Below are 4,722 nucleotides of genomic sequence, written 5' to 3' on the forward strand. Positions count from 1 at the left end.
GGCCATCACACGTATCTCCACTGCTTGCTCCTGGTTCAACATCGACGGCCAAAAGGCCACCATCGTCGCCCAGGTGGGTCACTTTTACTTCGGCGCAGTGGGTCAGTTTTACATCGGCGCTAACATCAATCCACGCGCCCGTGAAGGCGCGACGCTGCGCGGCGAGTTGGGCGAGGCCGACGTAGGTGCCGTTTCAATCCACGCGCCCGTGAAGGCGCGACGCCGCCGAGGCCACGGAGCCGCCGATGTACTGCGCGTTTCAATCCACGCGCCCGTGAAGGCGCGACCGAGATCCTCACCTGTGCGAAGGTCGCGCGCAGCGTTTCAATCCACGCGCCCGTGAAGGCGCGACCCATGAACGGCGGCGCCATCAAACGGCTCGTGATGTTTCAATCCACGCGCCCGTGAAGGCGCGACAGGACTCATGCGCTGGTGGCTTCGAGGGTGAGCTGTTTCAATCCACGCGCCCGTGAAGGCGCGACGCCGCGCAACATGCTGGCGATGGTGGACCAGGGTGTTTCAATCCACGCGCCCGTGAAGGCGCGACCTGGATGATTGTTCCCGCCTGCTGAGCCCGACCCGGTGTTTCAATCCACGCGCCCGTGAAGGCGCGACTACGCGGTGGTCGCCAACGCCAGCGGCGGGTCCGCGTTTCAATCCACGCGCCCGTGAAGGCGCGACGTCGCTGCTGGCGTAGTAGGAGCGCGACGCCTCCAGGTTTCAATCCACGCGCCCGTGAAGGCGCGACTTGCGCGCCTGCCAGTTGTTCACGTGCTGGATGTTGTTTCAATCCACGCGCCCGTGAAGGCGCGACCTGGCCTGAACGTGCAGGCCGATACGCGTGTCGCGTTTCAATCCACGCGCCCGTGAAGGCGCGACCGGATGTTGGCGGTGGCTACCACAACGAACGAACAGTTTCAATCCACGCGCCCGTGAAGGCGCGACGGCGCGTCCAGCGAGATCGTGCTGAAGCACCAAAAGTTTCAATCCACGCGCCCGTGAAGGCGCGACCCAGCACGTCCATCTGCATGGCCTTGGCGACGGTGTTTCAATCCACGCGCCCGTGAAGGCGCGACAAGCCGGGCAAGGCCGCGTGTTACCGCCTCGCCAAGTTTCAATCCACGCGCCCGTGAAGGCGCGACGCTGAGCCCACGTCATGACCATCCGATCAAGGCAGTTTCAATCCACGCGCCCGTGAAGGCGCGACGACCGCATCGCCGAGCTGCTGCTGACGATGAAGGGGTTTCAATCCACGCGCCCGTGAAGGCGCGACCGGCCGATGCGACCGGCACCCGCGCGCGGCCTGGGTGTTTCAATCCACGCGCCCGTGAAGGCGCGACGTGATTCCGCCCCACCGCACGCGCCCGATCACCTCGTTTCAATCCACGCGCCCGTGAAGGCGCGACTTGCCGATGCGTTCGGCTGCAGCCTCATTTTGGTGTTTCAATCCACGCGCCCGTGAAGGCGCGACAAGGCGCGTTCGCCATCACCACGCCGCCAGTCTGTTTCAATCCACGCGCCCGTGAAGGCGCGACGCTCGATCGCAGCCAGGCCCGTTTCGAGCGCAAGACTGTTTCAATCCACGCGCCCGTGAAGGCGCGACAAGCGCGTTCCCAAGCAGCTGCCGCCCGACGCAAAGTTTCAATCCACGCGCCCGTGAAGGCGCGACACGACAGGTTCGGCCCGCTCGTCGCGCCTGTCGGAGTTTCAATCCACGCGCCCGTGAAGGCGCGACCCGACCGCCTCCGCGTTCGCGGCCTGATCCACAACGTTTCAATCCACGCGCCCGTGAAGGCGCGACGTACTTGGCACCTTCGCGCTTGATCTTGTTCTTGGTGTTTCAATCCACGCGCCCGTGAAGGCGCGACACGATGAACGCCACGAGGCAGACCACGAACAGGATGTTTCAATCCACGCGCCCGTGAAGGCGCGACCTTCTCCGGTGAGTTCGAGCGCCTACGCTACGGCATGTTTCAATCCACGCGCCCGTGAAGGCGCGACTAGGCCGGGATGACGCCGTTTGCAGCCTCGTCGATGCATGTTTCAATCCACGCGCCCGTGAAGGCGCGACGCGGCATCGCGGTTCTCGAAGGCCGGTTGCTGCTCGTTTCATCCACGCGCCCGTGAAGGCGCGACGCGCCCGACTGCCGGGGACCTCGCCGTGATGGCGTTTCAATCCACGCGCCCGTGAAGGCGCGACGAGGGCTAGGCCCGCGCTCGCCCCGGTGTAGGCGTTTCAATCCACGCGCCCGTGAAGGCGCGACTGTGCGAGATCGACACCCGCAAGCGGCTGGACACCGTTTCAATCCACGCGCCCGTGAAGGCGCGACGGTCATGTGCCATGTTCTGGCGGCGATGGTCGAGTTTCAATCCACGCGCCCGTGAAGGCGCGACGTGGCCTGTTGCACATGGGCGACGGCGTTGGGCTGGTTTCAATCCACGCGCCCGTGAAGGCGCGACTGGACGCGGCCAAGGAAGCCATCCGCGAGCTGGAGTTTCAATCCACGCGCCCGTGAAGGCGCGACTCCCCTGCTGGTCCGAGGAGCGACAGCCAGTCAATGTTTCAATCCACGCGCCCGTGAAGGCGCGACTCCAGTTCTCCAGCGACGGCGGCGCCACCTGGTCGTTTCAATCCACGCGCCCGTGAAGGCGCGACCAGCTTCAGCGGCCAGTTATTGATGGGGTCGTTCCAGTTTCAATCCACGCGCCCGTGAAGGCGCGACTGGTAGCCGCCCAGCTCCTGCAGCAGCAGCTCAGCGTTTCAATCCACGCGCCCGTGAAGGCGCGACGCGCGATCTTCTGCAACCGCAGCAGTCCCGTGGCGGTTTCAATCCACGCGCCCGTGAAGGCGCGACGCCGGTTGGGCGCCGTGTCCGTCGGCTTGGTCACGTTTCAATCCACGCGCCCGTGAAGGCGCGACATCACGGTGGCGGAGCCGGCAAGCGCCAGGCTCCGTTTCAATCCACGCGCCCGTGAAGGCGCGACACGTGTGGGTGACCGACGGCCATACCTTCAAGGCGTTTCAATCCACGCGCCCGTGAAGGCGCGACTCCACGTCGGCCTCGGTGAAGCGCTCGCGCACGGCGTTTCAATCCACGCGCCCGTGAAGGCGCGACCCGCGGCGCCAGGCTCGCCGTCTGCGAAGCACAGGTTTCAATCCACGCGCCCGTGAAGGCGCGACGTGGCGGCGCTGGCCGCGTAGCCGTCGATGTGAGCGTTTCAATCCACGCGCCCGTGAAGGCGCGACCCAATGTCGTGGCGGTTGGTGGCACGATTTATGTCGTTTCAATCCACGCGCCCGTGAAGGCGCGACGCCGCGCCGGCGCCGGCGCCGGCAGCGCCTAAGGCGTTTCAATCCACGCGCCCGTGAAGGCGCGACCGTCACCAGCTCGCTGCCCGAGCTGTTCGAGGCCATGTTTCAATCCACGCGCCCGTGAAGGCGCGACATCCGCGCGCCCACCGCCCACCCCTCTTTAGGACGCGTTTCAATCCACGCGCCCGTGAAGGCGCGACGCACCTCGCTGGCGCCGGGCGGCTTGATGTTGCTGTTTCAATCCACGCGCCCGTGAAGGCGCGACCGTGGCGTGTCGTTGCCGTGCAGATCACCAGAGTAGTTTCAATCCACGCGCCCGTGAAGGCGCGACGCGCTGGCGGTCAAATTGCTGTGCGCGGTTGCTGTTTCAATCCACGCGCCCGTGAAGGCGCGACCAGGTTCTAACCAGGGTAGTACCAGACATCAAAGGGTTTCAATCCACGCGCCCGTGAAGGCGCGACATGGCCATCGTTGCATTCATGGCGGTGCGCAAGTGTTTCAATCCACGCGCCCGTGAAGGCGCGACCCGGCCAAGGCCGCACTGATGCTGGTGGGCCTGGAGTTTCAATCCACGCGCCCGTGAAGGCGCGACGTCACCAGCTCGCTGCCCGAGCTGTTCCAGACCATGTTTCAATCCACGCGCCCGTGAAGGCGCGACCACCCAACACCGTGAGCCTGATCGTCGCGGATAAGTTTCAATCCACGCGCCCGTGAAGGCGCGACCTGCGTGGTTACGCAGTTGTAAGAGTCCCGGGGCTGTTTCAATCCACGCGCCCGTGAAGGCGCGACTCCATGGCGACGAGGATTCCAAAGGGGTGGATTGGTTTCAATCCACGCGCCCGTGAAGGCGCGACAGGCGCCGGAGATTCCTATCACCGGCGATGGCGTGCTCGTTTCAATCCACGCGCCCGTGAAGGCGCGACTTACGAGTACCTCTACTGTCGCGACCAGAAAGTAGTTTCAATCCACGCGCCCGTGAAGGCGCGACCTTTTCCGATTGCTCCAGGCCGCTGACCAGGGTTGTTTCAATCCACGCGCCCGTGAAGGCGCGACAACATCCTGTAGATCGCGTCCGCCACCTCTGTCTTGTTTCAATCCACGCGCCCGTGAAGGCGCGACGTCGAGGAGGCGAAGAAGGCCGCCGACGAGTGGAAGTTTCAATCCACGCGCCCGTGAAGGCGCGACTGCCATTCCGTAAGTCAATGCGGCACAAGCGAAATTTACCGGGATTGCGCGAAGCAACACCAAAAAGGCAAGGCCGAAATGCGCCGCTTGGCGCGGACCGCTAGTGTCCTGTCCCGATAATACGTGAGCAAAGTCGATGCAGCTTTTCAAGGATCGAATCGGCGGTCGCAGTCCATTTGAACGGCTGACAGTTTTGGTTGTGAGCGTTGACGAAATGGTCGATG

Annotated in this window: 1 pseudogene and 1 CRISPR repeat array; the pseudogene reads right to left on the reverse strand. The window is 64.3% G+C overall.

What is annotated here, in order from left to right:
- Positions 1-122 precede the first annotated feature (122 nt).
- Positions 123-4,498: direct repeats of the CRISPR family, unit length 31 nt; unit sequence GTTTCAATCCACGCGCCCGTGAAGGCGCGAC.
- Positions 4,499-4,598: 100 nt separating this feature from the next.
- Positions 4,599-4,722 (reverse strand): annotated as a pseudogene (locus H0U68_RS11420) (IS630 family transposase); the annotation flags it as partial.

Source organism: Ramlibacter sp. (assembly GCF_013697775.1).
Lineage (GTDB): Bacteria > Pseudomonadota > Gammaproteobacteria > Burkholderiales > Burkholderiaceae_C > Ramlibacter.